The following is a 1600-nucleotide window of genomic DNA, read 5'->3' as shown; positions in this document are numbered from 1 at the left end:
TTATGCTAAATGTAAATATTTTATAAGTATAACTGACAGGTAAAGAAACATCAAAATCTTTGAGTTCAAATTTAGAATAGGCAGCTTCATACGTGTCTATTATGGAAGAAGCAACAGTATTATCTTTTTTGCCTTTATTGGCTTTTACCTTGGTGGGCCGCTTCTTTAGATAGGTGGCGTATAAATTTTGGGTCCCGGCAAAAACAGTCACTGTAGGTGTTATGGATAATGCATTTCCTGCAATTTTGAATGTTTCTATACCTTTACTTATGGAAGCAGAAAGTGTACCATCAGTTTTTTCTCCATAATCATAGTCCCCATCCAAGGATAACTGGAAAAAGGTAAAATCAAAGGATAAATCAGCTGCAACTGCACCTTTGGTTTCGGAATTGACCTGTGTACTATATTTGCTGTAAAAATTTTTGGTATAACTTATACTGCCACTGAGCTTATCTTTGATAAGCTGGAACTCATATCCAACTCCCAAAGTTCCCAGATCCAGTATATTATCCTGACGATTGGGATAAAAATTTAAAGCCCCGCTCACAAAAATTCCCGAACGGAAATGATAATCTATAGAAGTCCCTATATAAGGAGTCACTATTGAATCAGAACGCCCCTCATATACTGAATTAGTCGTGTAATTGACTGCGGCATTGAGGTAGGATTTTTTTTCTTCTTTAGCCTGTGAAAATAAAGTCAAATATGAAAAGCTGAAAACAGATAAAATAAGAATTAACTTCTTCATAATAAATTTGCAATAATATGATTATTAATATATTCGATTAAACTTAAAAGTAATTTAAAAATAGCCTAAAATATAAAAATGATTAATTCAATAAATATAAAAAAACAAAAAGACAACCAACTGTTTATTAATTAATTACAACATATAATCATCTAAAAATCACAAGAACTGCAACGTGGCCGGGGATAACAACTGAATCATCCATCCTCGCCCTTATGATTGGCTTCTGCAATATCATTCCGCCAGCAAAACCGAAGAATAATTCCTTCAGTTTCAATCAAGTTCTATAGATATTTTATGTCTGCCTTTTATTTTTGAATCCAGTGAATGAATCGTTTTTTCCCTGCCATCAAGGGTGAATTTTTTAACCGTTTTCCCTTTCCCCTTTATTGAAATATCCAAAAAGGATTGACGATAAGCCAGGTTTCTTAATTCGACATAATGAATACCTGCCGGCAGAAATGGAGTAAAAGATATAGTCTGACCATTACAGTTAAGTCCAAACAATCCCTTGATTACCATCGAAATATATGCAGTTGCCGACCATGTCTGTAACTTACACGATTCCCAGTGATGATTTGGCTGGTCTTTTCCACTGGCTTGGTAACCTCCATCAGGTTTTCCGGAATAAGGGTTGTATATTTCCCTGAAATTATAATCACCTTTATCTGCATCAAGTGCCAAATGAGTAAGGCTAAACAACTCATTGGAAAAGGATTCATAATTTCCAGATACAATTGATGCACAGGCATAAAAACCGTTAACCATAGGCCAAATGATGTTGTTATGTCTGCCTGGTTTTTCCGGAGAATACCTCGGGAAGTCGGGATAAATAGAAGTAATTCCAAACTT

Annotated in this window: 2 protein-coding genes; both read right to left on the bottom strand. The window is 34.8% G+C overall.

The window, feature by feature from the left end; all coding sequences use genetic code 11:
• On the bottom strand, positions 1–748 hold a 748-nt coding region (locus tag Q8907_16950; GenBank protein ID MDP4275958.1), incomplete at its 3' end, for a hypothetical protein.
• Positions 749–1021: 273 nt separating this feature from the next.
• The coding region (locus tag Q8907_16945; protein ID MDP4275957.1) for a DUF5116 domain-containing protein at positions 1022–1600 on the bottom strand (579 nt) is incomplete at its 5' end.

It is taken from the genome of Bacteroidota bacterium, assembly GCA_030706565.1.
GTDB lineage: Bacteria > Bacteroidota > Bacteroidia > Bacteroidales > JAUZOH01 > JAUZOH01.
The sequence above is the reverse complement of the archived record's forward strand: the minus strand, read 5'-3'. Positions and strand labels throughout refer to the sequence as shown.